This is a genomic window from Fictibacillus phosphorivorans (genome assembly GCF_007673525.1).
GTDB lineage: Bacteria > Bacillota > Bacilli > Bacillales > Fictibacillaceae > Fictibacillus > Fictibacillus phosphorivorans_C.
Window position 1 is genome coordinate 2955616 of the sequence record NZ_VDZU01000001.1, and the last position, 13723, is coordinate 2969338.

Genomic DNA, 13723 nt, shown 5'->3' on the forward strand with positions numbered 1-13723 from the left:
TCTTCACCTCGGTTGTTTTGGAATAACAAGTCTTAAGGTACCTTCTATTAACAGCCACACAACTATAGGGATCATGGCAAATAGAATCGAAAAACTTGCGATCACTGCGTCATTTGTTGTTTGAAAATAAGGAAAGAATAAGATTGCCATCGTGTTAACTTCTCCCCCACCAATTAGTGCTGTTAAAAAATACTGTCCGAGTGAAATTACAGTAACAAGAAAAACAACACTTCTGATACTCGGAATAAGCTGTGGAAGATAAACATTTCGGAACACTCCCCATGCACCTGCACCAAGTGATACTGCAATTTCTTCCTGTCTTTTGCCAATTCGCTCATAACCTGCGCGCAATACTTTGATCGTGTAAGGAAGAGTTGGTAATAGGTGGACAATCACTACTCCTGTCCAATGATTAGCAATTCCGATTTTAATAAAGGTTAGATGTACGCCAAGCGCGATTACGATTGAGGGTATTAAGATAGGAGACAATAATAAAGTCTCTACCAAACTTTTACCTTGAAAAATATGGAACGCGAGACCCTTAGCAGCTGGAAGTCCAATCAAGAGATTAAGCAATAATACTAGCAAGCTGATTCCTAACGAAGTATATACAGCCTCTATAAATTTTGGTCCATGCCATAACATCTCGTGCCAGCCACGGATCGTTAATGAGCTTGGAAGGAGTTCTCCATATGTCCATCTTTGAACAAAGCTGGTCAACACCAAAATGAATATTGGCAGCAACGTCATACCTAACATCACAAAAAATAAGACTCTTGAATACTTGCGATTTTCTGCTTGTAAGTCGTGAAATGCACCAGAGCTTTGAGCTAAATGAATCCTTCCTTTCCTAGTGAACAAGTATGTCAAAAACACAATAAGCACAATAAATAGGGTCAAAATAACCATAGCTGCAAAAGCGTACGGTTGTTTTGTCCAGTCTGATCCAAAGAACCAGTCATAGCTGATGACAGGAATCATCTTAGGATAGGTTGCTCCTAGGAGTGCAGGAACTTCATAAGCGGAAACAACAAAAGCGAAAACGATAAAAAACGTTTCTAACATAACGGGAAAAACGTATGGTCTCTCAACATGCCAGAATACATCCCATCTTCTTCCTCCAAGGGTATACACCAGCTCTTTCTGCGGGCTCGATAATTGTTCATATACTGGAAGAAGCATCAGGATTACAAAAGGTACCTCTTTCCACACATAAGTGATGATGATACCTATTCCAAAAGAATCTTTGAACAGGTTAGGAAACTCATTTGGCTGGTCATGTAGTCCCATTCCATTTAATAACGAAGAAATATACCCCGTTTGAGAAAAGAGAAGAAATAACATATATCCCCAAATAAAATGCGGAAAGACCATCGGCATCCAGGCAATTAACTTTGGAAACTTACTTCTTAAAACCGGATAGAGTGATCTCACAAGGATAAGCCCTATTAGAAGGGAAATAATCGTTGATATAAAAGCAATTCGAAGACTGTATAGAATAGATGTAATAAAGATTTCATCACTTAACAGCTCTCGATAAATACTTAAGGTTGGTTGATTGTAATACTTAATACTCTCTAGAAACGCCATTACTATTCCATAGCCGAGGAGAAGAATGGTTATTAGAACAGCTGGAGCCATAAGTACATAAGGATTACTTGTTCTGAACCACTTCATTAACCCAATTCTCCTTCAGCCATGCAACATACTCTGAATCTACTTCTGGCTGCAAATATTTTTTTAAAGTTTCAGCGGGTAAAACCGATTCTCCACGTTTAATGGTTTGAAGTTTCTTTTGATCTGCCGCTGAAAGTCGCGCTGGATCAAGGGACATATTCTCACCCCAAAATTCCGAGTCTAACTTTGTTAACTGAGCTTCAGGAGAAAGCATAAAATTAATAGCAATCATCGCACCCTCTTTGTTGGGACTATTAAAAGGAATCGCTAAAAAGTGAGCATTTCCTAAAGAACCTGATTTCATAACGAACGATCTGGTGGATGCGGGAAACACACTTTGTTTTATTAATTTCTCTGCTCGTGCCTCGTTATAACCCATCGTGATATATACTTCGCCTTTGCTATACAAACGATCAAGTTCTGTTAAATTATTTGGATAGGTCTTCCCTTCTCTCCATAAATAAGGTTTGATCTCGTTCAAATAATCCCACATCTTCACACTATTTTTCTGGGCAAAATCCTCATCATAGCCACTGTCCAAAATGTTTTTTACGTTCCCACTAGACTCATAAAATAGTTGACGTACAAAAGCATTACCTGTAAAGTCCGCAGGATCAGGGTATGTAAATTTCCCTGGATTTTCTTTTACCCACTGAGCTAATTCTTCAAATGTTTGAGGTGGATTTGGCACCTTTTCTTCATCATATTGATAAACGAACTGCACTTTCCCCCAAGGTGCTTCTAAGCCCTCTGTTTTTGTTCCAAAGTCATATTGAATATCTAATGACTTAGCATCCACATATTTTTTGTAGTTTGGCATCTTATCGACAAAGGGACCATACAACAGCCCATTGTCTTTTGCATTTTTAAAATTCTCACCATTGATCCAGATGATATCCATATTTCCAGCATCTTTCCCTGCTCTTTTTTCATTCGCTAGCTTTTTTAAGAACTCTGGAGCATCCATCGGTACTCGTTTCAGTGTAATGTTATAATCTTTCTTTAAACGTGGAGCAACCCATTCATCCATATAACGATTGATCCCTGTGTCTCCACCCCACATGTACATTCTGACTGTCTTGTTCTTAGTGGTCTCTTCAATTTCTCGCCAATCTTTTTTTAATATGTCTTTAGATTCTTTTGCTGCATCCGTTGATGGGGAACATGCTGACACGAATAATAGCAGCATTACCCAAACCAACATTCTCATTTTTTTCATCGTATACTCACCCTCCACTAAGCTAACGTTACTTCTCTTCATTTGGTTCATTCTTTTTATTGGTAATTTATTGTTTCCCTTTTTTTGTCCAACTCACGTACAAAAAATGGAGAAATTTTGTATATTTTTTTATATATGTATTGAAAGCTATGAATCTCAAGAAAAATGATAAAAAAAGGCTGTTTTCGCAAACTTTGTTGCATTTGAAAGTGTTGATTTCCGTTCCAGGCTGCTCGCTTTCCACGGGGCAGGCGCTGAGCCACATTCGTACGTTTCACTCTTAAGTGTCTCAGCTGCCCGCCTGTCCCGTAGGAGTCTCGCACCTTCCACTACAATCAATTAGCAAGGGTGACAAGGAGTTTAAAGCAACAATCTTTTAGAAAAGAGCGTAAAAAAAGAGGCCTTTGACAAAGAACCTCTTTTTTCAAAACCTATTAAGCTTTTACCGCATGAACACCTTGAGTAGCCATAAACTCTTCAATTTCCTCTACCTCACGGAAAATATCTTTAGACAAGTTCTCGAATCCATCTTCTGTTACTAAGATGTCATCCTCAATTCGAATACCGATCGCTTCCTCCTCAATATAAAGTCCAGGCTCAATCGTTATGACCATTCCAGGCTCTAAAATACGATCTTTGTACGAACCGACATCATGGGTATCAAGTCCAAGGAAATGGCTCACACCATGATAGTAATACTTGGAGATTTCATCGTCATTTTGTATCAAACCGATACGTCTGCACTCTTCTGCTAACACTTTTTTCGTATGATTATTAAGTTCGGCAAAGGCAAGACCTGGCTTAATGATAGCCGTCGTTTCTTTTAGCGCTTTAAGTACGATATTGTAGAGAACCTTTTGACGATCTGTAAACTTCCCATCTACAGGAAACGTATAACTGATATCCGCGTTATAATAATCCTTTTGTGCTCCTAGATCGAGAAGAACGAGCTCACCGGGATTCGTTTGTGCGCTATTATGCTCATAATGAAGAATCGTAGCATTTTTTCCGCTTGCCGTAATCGTCTTAAACGCGAAATCACGAACTCCGTTGGATTTTAAAGTAAAATCAAAATGTGCTTCAAGTTGATTCTCCTTCATTCCAGCTTTCGCGTGTTTCAGCACATTATAGATGCCTTCTTTCGTAATGGAGATCGCTTCTTTAATCTTTTGAATCTCTTCTGTCGTTTTGAACACACGCAGTTCAGTAACTTCATGATATACGTTGTGAATCGTCACATGCGGATAATGTTCTCGAATATGCTTTGCGAATTGTGATGTTTCAGATGGGGCACCTGTCCACCCACGGCGTTCTAGATCTAAACAAACATACTGAGCTTGATTTGTAAAGAATTGACTGGCAACAAACGACTCAAAGCTATCCACATATTTGATATCTTTTATCCCTGATTGATGCTCTGCTTCCTCTTTAGAAACGGTTTTCCCGACCCACTTTTCCATGACCGGATCAGCTTTTTCGATAAAAAGTGTTTCTTCAAATTTTTCGCCGCTCTTTTTTAGTACGAGGATCACGTTCTGTTCTGAAATCCCAGATAGATAGTAAAAGTTTCGGTTTGGTGTGAATGGGTATTGTTCATCAGCTGATTTTTGCGGAGCTTTTCCTGCAAAAAGAATAGTTAAAGATTCCTCTGGAAGCACTTCTTTTAATCTGCTTCGATTACGTTCAAAAAAATAAGATTCCATGTGGATCCTCCTTAAATCGTTTTAAAAACGACTGATTAGTTTATTTATATATGTATATAGTATAAAGATTTTTTGATAGTAATAACAGCTTTTTTCAGAATTTTATAAATGTGGTAATTATACCTTTTCGTAATTCTCCAGAGTATGTTCTTCAATAAAAGCGTTGTACCGTTTCTGATCTATAAACGCTTTTATATGTCTTTGTACTTTGGGGTACAGAGTGATTTGTTCTAAATCCTTAAGGGGAATCCATTTTACGCCAGTCTGATTCAGATCTGGCTTATCCGGTAATTTCGGTTCGGAGTCTCCTATACGAGTGCACTCAAACATGAGTCCTAGTGAATGTGTTGTTCCATATCTATTATCAATAAGATGTGGTGCATATTCATACGTGAACGCGAGTGGACCAACATTTACTTCTATTGCTGCCTCTTCTCTCGCTTCGCGTTTTGCTGCTTCTTTAACAGATTCATTTGGTTCAACCCCACCTGCCGGTAAATTGTAATGAAGGCCATTCTCATCATCAAACTCTATTAACAGGATAGCATCGTTTTCAATAATCAAAGCACCTGCTCTAACACGAATGGGATAGCTCATTTACACTACCTCCATATTCTTTAACACCATTTCAACTACAGGTCTTGAAACATCATCAAAATAACGATCACCTTTTAGATCAATCCATCGTACGTCAAGTATGTCTTCATCATCTTCAATAGAGAGGGTCCCTGAGATCAGTTCACAAAGGAATGTTTGTTTCTCTTTACTCTGAAACAGGGATCTTATTATTTTTACGGTATAGCCTGTTTCCTCCAGCACTTCTCTTAGGCATGCTTGTTCAAAGTTTTCTCCTTCCTCTACTCCACCGCCTGGAAAATTCCATACAATATCCCCACGTTTTACTTTTTGATGTACTAACAAAACCTTGCCTTCATGAACCACAACACCTTGCGCTAACATCTTTACTCCCCCTAGTGACAGAATAAAGCTAACCAAAAGGTATTGGTTAGCTTAGTAGTTAATCTTTCTGCTCAAACAACTGCACAAGTTCAATAATGACTTGAGTCGCTTTGATCATATTATCAACAGAGATATATTCGTGACGACCGTGGTAGTTTTCTCCGCCCGTAAAGATGTTCGGAGTCGGAAGGCCCATAAATGATAGTTGAGATCCGTCTGTCCCCCCTCTAATTGGTTTGATGTTCGGTTCGATATCGAGCTTTTTCATCGCTTCAGAAGCGAGATCAACAATCTCTTTAACCGGTTCAATCTTTTCTTTCATATTATAATATGTGTCGTTCATTTCTAACTGAACCTTATCTTGGCCATATTTTTCACGCATTTCATCTACGATCTCTAGCATTCTATCTTTTCTCTTTTGAAAAAGTTCCTTGTCATGGTCGCGAATGATGTAATACATGTCTGTTTGTTCTACATCACCTTTCAGACCGATTAAGTGATAGAATCCTTCATAGCCTTCTGTGTGCTCAGGCGCCTCTTCAACAGGAAGCTTCCCGTTCAATTCCATCGCAATTTTTGCCGCATTCACCATCTTGTTTTTTGCAGAACCAGGATGAATGTTCTTTCCTAAGATACGAATTCTAGCATCAGCCGCGTTAAAGCTCTCATACTCTAATTCTCCTAAAGGTCCGCCATCCATCGTATAGGCATACTTTGCTCCAAATGCAGCCACATCAAATTTATGAGGACCGCGCCCGATCTCTTCATCCGGAGTGAATGCTACTCTTATTTTTCCGTGCTTAATCTCTGGGTGTTCGATCAAGTACTTCATCGCTGTCATGATTTCAGCGATGCCTGCTTTATTATCTGCACCGAGCAATGTTGTGCCGTCTGTTGTGATCAATGTGTGTCCCTTATAGTCTTGTAAACTAGGAAAGTCATTTGGAGACAATTCGATATGTAAGTCTTTGTTTAAGATAATCGTTTCTCCGTCATAGTTTTCGACGATCTGCGGTTTAACGTTCGTTCCTGTAAAATCAGTAGCTGTATCCACGTGTGCAAGAAAACCTATGACCGGGATGTCTTTATCAGAATTGGATGGTAATGTTGCCATAACATAGCCGTTATCGTCGACAGTTACTTCCTCCATACCAATTGCTTTTAACTCTTCAACAAGCATGTTAGCCAGGGTCCACTGACCCTCTGTTGATGGAGTCGAGTCACTACTTCCATCAGATTGTGTATCTACTTTTACGTATGTAATAAAACGATCCATTATTTCTTGTTTCAATTTTCAATCAACTCCTATTGTTTTGCTTTATGATAGCATGTTTTACAAAACATTACATATTGCTAGATTATTAAAAAATGTACGCTTTCACATGTCTTGATGTCTAATCAACTTGTCCTCATCCTGCATAAAATATATTACCAGCACCAAACAAAGGTGTTGTGAAAATAATGGGGTGATTTAAATGGGTTCTTGGAAAAAAGATAAATGTGAGTCTTCTTCAAGCTATATCTATCTAAAATGTAAGAAGTGTAAGAAGAAAAAGAAGAAAAGCTGCGGCTGTCATAAAAAACATTAATTAAAAGAAGGAGTCCAATGTTGGGCTCCTTTTCAACTATTCTTCTATTTAGAACCTAAACCAAAGGCAATTTCGATCATCATTTCACTTTCCTTAAACTTGCTACGTTTTTTCGTAATCGGCTCATCTCCTTTAAAAATACGGAACCCGAGAGCACGCAAAAAACTTGAACATAGTTCTTCAGATTATAGAACTATTATTGTGGATACGTTTTTAATAGAAACTCAATTGACTTGTTAATCAGTTTTTTTAAGATCTCCTCATCCACATCAGCTAGTTTATTAATGTATACACAAGCGGCACCCGTTGTATGTTTGCCGAAGTGTTCAAGCAGCTCAGTGCGATCCGGGTCTCCTGAGGCAAAATACAGACTGATCTTTGCTTTTCTTGGTGAGAAGCCAACAAGTGGTGCATCCCCTTCATGCCCTGTCTTGTATTTGTAATGATACGAGCCGAATCCGATAATACTCGGTCCCCACATCTTCGCTTCAAAACCAGTCGTTTCCGAAAAGATATCTAACAACTTATAAGCATCTTCTCTCTTTTTTGGACTATCCACATTCTCGATAAACTCAACAACACTCTGTTCGGTTTCTTTTGTCTTTTGCTCGTACATAATTAGCTCCTTTTTTTATATGAAATTTTGAAGTGAAAGCTTCTATATCTTAACCTTCTACATACTTAGCAAATCCCCTTTCTTACTTCCCCTTTCAATTTCCTGATTGTAAAGTGTTTTATTAGATTGTATACTACTAATTGAGAATGATAATCAATATTAAATGTTCCAAAAAGGAGCGAACATTATGGATCAACATAACGTTTTCGATGTGACCATTATCGGCGGAGGTCCAGCAGGCCTTTATTCAGCTTTTTACAGTGGTCTTCGAGAAATGAAGACTAAAATTATAGAGTTTCAACCGCAGTTAGGCGGTAAGATACATGTCTATCCAGAAAAGATGATTTGGGATGTTGGAGGACATACACCTCTTCCAGGTGCAAAACTTATTGAAAAACTTGTTGAGCAAGGACTTACGTTTAATCCTGAAGTAGTACTGAATGAAAAAGTAGAAGCAATTTCACAAGATGAGAATGGTAATTTTATTTTGCAGGGATCTTCCGGTGAGCAGCATTTTTCTAAAACTGTTATCGTTGCCGTTGGAAGCGGTATCTTAAACCCTCAGCGATTAGATATTGAAGGAGCTGAACGGTTTGAAGTGTCAAACTTAAACTATACCGTTAAATCCCTTCAGCATTTTAAAGATAAGACTGTAGTCATATCAGGTGGCGGAAATACGGCGATCGATTGGGCGAACGAATTAGTACCCATTGCAAAAAAAGTGTACCTGACTTATCGAAAAGGAAATCTCGCTGGACATGAAGCGCAAGTTACACAATTAATGAACAGCTGTGCCGATTGCATTTTCAACACTTCGATCTCAAAATTATTCGCGTGTCCCAACCATGAAGTTATTGAACAGATTGAGTTAACAAATCACGAAACAGGTGAAATTTCTTACCTCCCTATCGATGAAGTCATCATCAACCATGGCTATGAACAAGATACATCTCTTTTAGGAAACAGTGGGTTAAATATTGAACTCGCAGACAACTTTTATATTGCAGGAAACGCTAACAGTGAATCTTCTATTCCTGGATTGTATGCCGCTGGCGATATCCTTAAACATGATGGAAAATTAAATTTAATCTCTGGTGCTTTTCAAGACGCCGCAAATGCAGTGAATAAAGCAAAGCAGTTCATCCAACCTGATGCACAAAAAGTTGCGATGGTGTCCTCACATAATGAGGTGTTTAAAGAACGCAATCGTGAGCTTGTTAAACAGATGGTGAGATGAACCAAGTAATATTAGGTGATATATCAATATGAAATGATAGGAGTTTTCTGGGGATGATGAGAATTGTAGTATTAGATGATTGGGAGCATACCTTTGCAACAAACCCTGAAATAGACCGTTTACGAAAATACTTCATTGTAGATATTTATTCCGATAAGCCAACAGAACACGAATTAATCTGTAGAATTGAACAAGCAGATGTCATCTTAACGATTAGAGAACGCACAAAATTTCCGAAAAAGCTTCTTAATCAACTAAAGAATATTAAACTCATTGCACAAACCGGATCAGGCGTTTCACACATCGATATGGAAGAGGCAAGTAAGCTTAACATTCCAGTTGCCACTACTCCAGGAGGATCTGCTGCCGTCGTAGAATTAATCTTTGGTATGATGCTCGTTCACGCTCGAAATATATTGCATTTAGATCAACAACTAAAACAAGGTGTATGGAAAGAGTCAGTTGGTCTTGGTCTGGAAAACAAAACAGTAGGCATCATCGGACTAGGTAAGATTGGTTCAGGTGTAGCAAGGATAGCAAAAGCTTTCAAAATGAAAACTGTCGCATGGGGCCCCCGCTTAACCATTGAGCGCGCGAAGGCCGAAGAGGTTGAATACAAAGAATTACAAGAACTTCTTCAGACCTCTCACTTTGTCATCATCTCAGTAAGACTCGTGCCCGAAACTCGGCACCTCCTTAGAGAAGAGCATTTTAGGCTTATGCGTAACGACGCTTTTCTTATAAACACATCAAGAGGTGAAGTGCTAGACGAGGATTCACTTGTATACGCATTAAAACATAAGTGGTTTGCAGCTGCGGGGTTAGATGTCTTTTCAGAAGAGCCAATCCGACAAGACCACCCAATCCTGAAGCTTAATAACGTGCTATTAACGCCTCACATTGGTTGGAAGACGGACAACATGTTTCACAATTTTTTAGCAACAAGTGTAGATAACATTATCTCTTACATAATAGAAGATAACCCTAAACGTATCGCTAATATAGAAGCTATAAAAAGTTAAAAGCCCACCGTTGAGTGGGCTTTGGATTGTATAGCGTTAATTAAAACAGCTTTTGCAGCTCATTTATTCCTAAGAATGCAAACATGAGTAGACACCCGATCAAGACTGCGTTGGTTAACCACTTGTTACGATATTCCGCATCCACTTTTTTAGAATTCAACAAGATAATGAGTGAGATCGCAAGAAACGGCATGAACAATGCACCTAACACACCATATATAATGATCAGCTGAACCGGCTTTCCAAAAAAGAAGATAAGCATCGGTGGGAATGTCAGCCATGCTAAATAAGCACGATACGACTTATCTTTTTCTGTAACCGGCTTAACTGAATGTAAGTCTTCTTTCTTTGTCTTAATGGTTCTTAAAAAGTCCGCAAACAGATACGGCACTCCGTTCCAAACGCCAAGAAGTGAAGTAAAAGCAGCGGACCAGAACGCGATCAAGAATAACCAGCGCAACGGTGTTCCGAATTCTTGGCCTAAAAGTTCAGCAAGATTTAGAAGACCTTGATCTCCTTCTAACTTCACATCTGTTCCAAATAAGAACTTCGCTCCGATTACAAGGGCCGCCATCGTAAAAAGTCCCGTAATAACATACGCTGCTTTCGTATCAAGCCTCATAATGGGAACAAAGTCTTTTCCTTTCCAATTCTTTTCTCTTAGCCAATATCCATAAGAAGCCATCGTGATCGTACCGCCTACTCCTCCAATTAATCCAAGAGCTAACATGAGCGATCCGTCTGGCATTTTGGGTACAAATCCACCAGCAAATTCTCCGATCGTAGGTAAGAAAAGCAAAGATGTACCAATAATTGTGATAAACATAACACCGATCAATACAGTCATTATTCTTTCAAAAAGCAAATAACGCCCCGTCCAAACAAGTGCAAAACCTAATAAAGAATGAATGATTGCCCAAGCCCATATCGGCATGATAGGAAGCATCGCATGCATACCTAATCCACAAGTCATAGCCGCAGTAGCACCGTAAATGTAACCCCAGATGACCGAATAAACACCAAAATATCCAGTCGCCCATTTTCCGAGTGAATGCCAACCTTGCAGAATGGTCTGTCCTGTCGCAAGGTACCAGCGGCCCACTCCTTCATTTAAGAAATACTTTAAAATAGAACCGATTACGATGGCCCATACAAAAGTCATTCCGAATGAGGTACCGATTACAATGGCAGTTACTAAATCCGCTGTACCTACTCCAGTTGCTGCAACTACAAAACCTGGACCGATCATTTTTAATTTTTGACCCATCGTTTGAGGCGGTAAAGGATTGTTACCAGCAACTGAATTAAGTTCATTGTTTAATTCCAATTCATTGTTCAATTTCAGCTCCTCCTTCTCTCTGTAATAAAACGCTTTCAGTAGAACATCTGCTAATTATGTCATATATCTGAATATTTTATCAACTTCTTATATACCTATCTATACATAGGTCCCTTTCTACTATCAACTTTGATAAAAGAAATCTAAACTCTTATCAGAAATAGTGTTCACAAACAAAAATAAATTGGAATAACATATATGTAAGAAAACCTAACACCAATATGATATAATAAATAACAATATTTTGAATTGTCGGCTAATACTTCATCAGAGAGGGGGAAAATCATGTCAGTTGATAAATCTTATAAAGATAAAAAAGTTATGTCCATAGGTATCATCAGTGAACTAACAGGGCTATCAGAACGTAAGATTCGTTACTATGAAGAGAGAAAACTCATTTTCCCTGAACGAACGGGCAAAGGAACGCGCAAATACTCTTTCTCGGATGTAGAACGTCTAATGGAAATTGCTGATCAAATTGAAGATGGTGTTCAAACATATGAAATCAAAAAAGAACTTACGAAAAAGCAGCAGCGTGACGAACGTAATAAAATGATCCGAGGACAGATTAACGCGCAATTTAATATGAGAAATTGAAAACAGCTGGCTCCCCGGTAAAATGGTGCCAGCTGTTTTATCTCGAGAGCCGCTCATACACCTCTCGTAAATTTTTTATTCCTAATTTTTGAACACGCTCTATATAAACACTCCAAAGCTCTGCGGTCATCTTAGCATCTCCTAATGCATGATGCCGGTTTGCTACCGGTATATTGCAATGTTCACAACAATCTTCTAACCGGACAAGAGTAGTCTCTGGTTCAGCAATCTTTAGTAAGAATGATGTATCTACTATTCGATGTTTGAACTGAGTTCGAAATAATTTCCAATTATAGTGTTGAAGAAACTTCTTCTCATGACTTGCATGGTGAGCCACGAGAACGTGTCCTCCTGCAAATTCATAAAAATCTACTAGCACTTTCGATAATTGAGGAGCATGTTGAAGATCACTTTCTTCTATTCCTGTAAGTTCTTTAATCTCTGGAGAAAGTTCACCCGTACATTGCGCGAGAGAATAAAAGGTTTCTTCATGTTGCACTTCTCCCCCTTTTACTTTCACTGCACCGACCGATAAAATCTGGTTACCTTGTTCAGGAAAAAAACCAGTAGTTTCAAGATCGAACACTACAACATTCAAATCACTAAAAGGAATAGTTAAACTTTCCTCCACTTTTAATTCCTTTTGAAGCTGCCTTAAAAATGCGACATGCTGAGGACTTGATTGCCCTTGTAATGACGCATAAACACTTGAGTTTATTTTCCCTTGGACTTGCTTCATAAATTGAATAAGCGGATTCATCCTCATGTATCAATCATTCCCTTAATGACCGATTGCGTGTAATTTTGTAGCTTTTGACCGTTTAATAGAATATGCTTCATATCTTTTCTTTCATCTTTGCTAAGTTCTTTTATGTTTAAGTAGTGAATGTCATCGTAGTTTTCTGTAGTTTTGTTATGATATTGCAACCTATATTGAAGGAGTTTTTCAAATTCTTCTCTGCACCATTTAAGATCTTCTGTATATTTCGACATGCTATACAGTTCCTTCAGTCTTGTAAGTGTAGAGGTAGCCTCTAAACTCTCTTTCATAGCAAGTAAGCGGACATTATTAACATAAGGAAAGAATCCAGATTGCTTTAAATCGATACTTCCTGCATGTGAGCCATGTGATTCTGTTATAAATTGATGAAAGAAGCCTACTGCTTTTTTTACATGCTGTGTATTTTCTAACAGCCGTTCTAAAAGATGCGGATTCCTCTTCACATAATCATGTATGAGTTTCCTAAGTTTTTTACAATAAGTTTCTTCACCCACAAGTACTCGTGCATCATAAAAAATCAAAAGAAAACGTATGCTCTCGAAGCTTTCTTCAGTAAGCCACTTTGAAAGTTGCTCTTCCCACTCTACTATGGATTTACTCCAAACAGGATTAGAACTCATCACATTTCCATCGCAATACGGATAACCTACTTCATTCAAACCATCTGCTAACTCTTTTCCTAAGGAAAGAAAATATCGTTTCGTTTCATCACTTTTTTCCTCATAGATCAGCCCATGATCTTGATCTGAGATGATTGCTTGTTCGAACCTACCCCCACTCCCCATCACAAACCATTCGTATCGGCATGGAACAGGGCCAAATGTTTCAATATGTTTTTGTAGAGCAACATGAAAGACTTTTTTCATCATTTTATCATGAAATTCATTTAAAGCTTGTGACGAATCTTGATGCTCCATCCATTTTTCATCACGCCATTTTTTCAAACTTGAGTAAGGCATATTCACACATCCTATGTGATAAAA

13 protein-coding genes are annotated in these 13723 nt (G+C 38.4%); 3 read left to right on the top strand and 10 right to left on the bottom strand.

The genetic code is table 11. The features are described from left to right. Positions 1–3: 3 nt before the first annotated feature. From FS458_RS14875 to FS458_RS14905, 7 genes are all read right to left on the bottom strand, one after another. Positions 4–1677: an ABC transporter permease gene (locus FS458_RS14875; RefSeq protein WP_144701884.1), complete on the bottom strand. Its 1674-nt coding sequence runs from the start codon at positions 1675–1677 to the stop codon at positions 4–6. Then, a complete protein-coding gene (locus FS458_RS14880) occupies positions 1655–2896 on the bottom strand; it encodes an ABC transporter substrate-binding protein (protein ID WP_144701888.1) in 1242 nt (413 codons plus the stop codon). The genes FS458_RS14875 and FS458_RS14880 overlap by 23 nt, the downstream gene beginning before the upstream one ends. 434 nt (positions 2897–3330) lie before the next feature. Further along, the gene (locus FS458_RS14885; protein ID WP_144701891.1) at positions 3331–4599 is read right to left on the bottom strand and encodes an aminopeptidase P family protein; all 1269 of its coding nucleotides are present in this window, start codon (positions 4597–4599) and stop codon (positions 3331–3333) included. Positions 4600–4716: 117 nt separating this feature from the next. After that, positions 4717–5196 (bottom strand): NUDIX domain-containing protein, encoded by a 480-nt coding sequence (locus FS458_RS14890; RefSeq protein ID WP_144701894.1) that lies wholly within the window; start codon positions 5194–5196, stop codon positions 4717–4719. Next, positions 5197–5559: an NUDIX hydrolase gene (locus FS458_RS14895; RefSeq protein WP_144701896.1), complete on the bottom strand. Its 363-nt coding sequence runs from the start codon at positions 5557–5559 to the stop codon at positions 5197–5199. Between the two features lie 58 nt (positions 5560–5617). Continuing rightward, the gene (pepT, locus tag FS458_RS14900; RefSeq protein WP_144701901.1) at positions 5618–6850 is read right to left on the bottom strand and encodes a peptidase T; all 1233 of its coding nucleotides are present in this window, start codon (positions 6848–6850) and stop codon (positions 5618–5620) included. A 494-nt stretch (positions 6851–7344) separates the two neighbouring features. Beyond that, positions 7345–7764 (bottom strand): DUF1801 domain-containing protein, encoded by a 420-nt coding sequence (locus FS458_RS14905; RefSeq protein WP_144701905.1) that lies wholly within the window; start codon positions 7762–7764, stop codon positions 7345–7347. Between the two features lie 187 nt (positions 7765–7951). On the opposite strand from FS458_RS14905, the gene FS458_RS14910 reads away from it, so the two are divergent. Beyond that, complete coding sequence (locus FS458_RS14910; RefSeq protein ID WP_144701908.1) at positions 7952–9001, top strand: NAD(P)/FAD-dependent oxidoreductase; 1050 nt, start codon at positions 7952–7954, stop codon at positions 8999–9001. Positions 9002–9054: 53 nt separating this feature from the next. Then, complete coding sequence (locus FS458_RS14915; RefSeq protein WP_231607426.1) at positions 9055–10023, top strand: D-2-hydroxyacid dehydrogenase family protein; 969 nt, start codon at positions 9055–9057, stop codon at positions 10021–10023. A gap of 40 nt (positions 10024–10063) precedes the next feature. On the opposite strand, the gene FS458_RS14920 is transcribed toward FS458_RS14915, so the two are convergent. Further along, the gene (locus FS458_RS14920; RefSeq protein ID WP_313957529.1) at positions 10064–11362 is read right to left on the bottom strand and encodes an Nramp family divalent metal transporter; all 1299 of its coding nucleotides are present in this window, start codon (positions 11360–11362) and stop codon (positions 10064–10066) included. A 285-nt stretch (positions 11363–11647) separates the two neighbouring features. On the opposite strand from FS458_RS14920, the gene FS458_RS14925 reads away from it, so the two are divergent. After that, positions 11648–11959: a MerR family transcriptional regulator gene (locus tag FS458_RS14925; RefSeq protein ID WP_144701911.1), complete on the top strand. Its 312-nt coding sequence runs from the start codon at positions 11648–11650 to the stop codon at positions 11957–11959. Positions 11960–11996: 37 nt separating this feature from the next. Here FS458_RS14925 and FS458_RS14930 read toward each other — a convergent pair whose 3' ends face one another. Together FS458_RS14930 and FS458_RS14935 are read right to left on the bottom strand one after the other, a co-directional pair. Next, on the bottom strand, positions 11997–12725 hold the full coding sequence (locus FS458_RS14930; protein WP_144701915.1) for an exonuclease domain-containing protein: 729 nt from the start codon (positions 12723–12725) through the stop codon (positions 11997–11999). After that, positions 12722–13699: a DUF294 nucleotidyltransferase-like domain-containing protein gene (locus tag FS458_RS14935; protein ID WP_144701918.1), complete on the bottom strand. Its 978-nt coding sequence runs from the start codon at positions 13697–13699 to the stop codon at positions 12722–12724. Before FS458_RS14935 ends, FS458_RS14930 begins: the two co-directional genes overlap by 4 nt. Positions 13700–13723 lie beyond the last annotated feature (24 nt).

What these genes read in the sequence shown, in the direction of transcription:
- FS458_RS14875 (WP_144701884.1), bottom strand. Translation starts at nt 1,677, where the DNA reads ATGAAGTGGTTCAGAACAAGTAATCCTTATGTACTTATGGCTCCAGCT.
- FS458_RS14880 (WP_144701888.1), bottom strand. Translation starts at nt 2,896, where the DNA reads ATGAAAAAAATGAGAATGTTGGTTTGGGTAATGCTGCTATTATTCGTG.
- FS458_RS14885 (WP_144701891.1), bottom strand. Translation starts at nt 4,599, where the DNA reads ATGGAATCTTATTTTTTTGAACGTAATCGAAGCAGATTAAAAGAAGTG.
- FS458_RS14890 (WP_144701894.1), bottom strand. Translation starts at nt 5,196, where the DNA reads ATGAGCTATCCCATTCGTGTTAGAGCAGGTGCTTTGATTATTGAAAAC.
- FS458_RS14895 (WP_144701896.1), bottom strand. Translation starts at nt 5,559, where the DNA reads ATGTTAGCGCAAGGTGTTGTGGTTCATGAAGGCAAGGTTTTGTTAGTA.
- FS458_RS14905 (WP_144701905.1), bottom strand. Translation starts at nt 7,764, where the DNA reads ATGTACGAGCAAAAGACAAAAGAAACCGAACAGAGTGTTGTTGAGTTT.
- FS458_RS14910 (WP_144701908.1), top strand. Translation starts at nt 7,952, where the DNA reads ATGGATCAACATAACGTTTTCGATGTGACCATTATCGGCGGAGGTCCA.
- FS458_RS14915 (WP_231607426.1), top strand. Translation starts at nt 9,055, where the DNA reads ATGATGAGAATTGTAGTATTAGATGATTGGGAGCATACCTTTGCAACA.
- FS458_RS14925 (WP_144701911.1), top strand. Translation starts at nt 11,648, where the DNA reads ATGTCAGTTGATAAATCTTATAAAGATAAAAAAGTTATGTCCATAGGT.
- FS458_RS14930 (WP_144701915.1), bottom strand. Translation starts at nt 12,725, where the DNA reads ATGAGGATGAATCCGCTTATTCAATTTATGAAGCAAGTCCAAGGGAAA.
- FS458_RS14935 (WP_144701918.1), bottom strand. Translation starts at nt 13,699, where the DNA reads ATGCCTTACTCAAGTTTGAAAAAATGGCGTGATGAAAAATGGATGGAG.